Annotated in this window: 1 pseudogene; it reads right to left on the bottom strand. The window is 67.8% G+C overall.

The features are described from left to right. Positions 1-255, bottom strand: a pseudogene (locus KVS67_RS12330) (IS21 family transposase); the annotation flags it as partial.

Here is a 255-nt window from a genome sequence, read left to right as displayed (position 1 = left end):
GAGTTCACCATGGCCATGAACCCCGCGCAGGCGGCCTCGAGCTCAGCGAACGAGGCGTACTGGTCCCGCTGGTTGGTGTCCTTCGGGACCAGGTCGGCCTTGGCCAGCTTCACCGCGTTCTCCACCCCGCCCTTGGCGGCCGGTTCCGCTGGCTGGCAGGTCAGCACCTCCACGCCGTAATGCCGAGCGAACGCCACGGAGGCCTGGTTACGCACCGGCACCCCGGCCACATGAGAGACCGTCACTGTCTTCTCG

Origin of the sequence: Micrococcus sp. GbtcB5 (genome assembly GCF_019091605.1) — a bacterium.
GTDB classification, from domain to species: domain Bacteria; phylum Actinomycetota; class Actinomycetes; order Actinomycetales; family Micrococcaceae; genus Micrococcus; species Micrococcus luteus.
The sequence above is the reverse complement of the archived record's forward strand: the minus strand, read 5'-3'. Positions and strand labels throughout refer to the sequence as shown.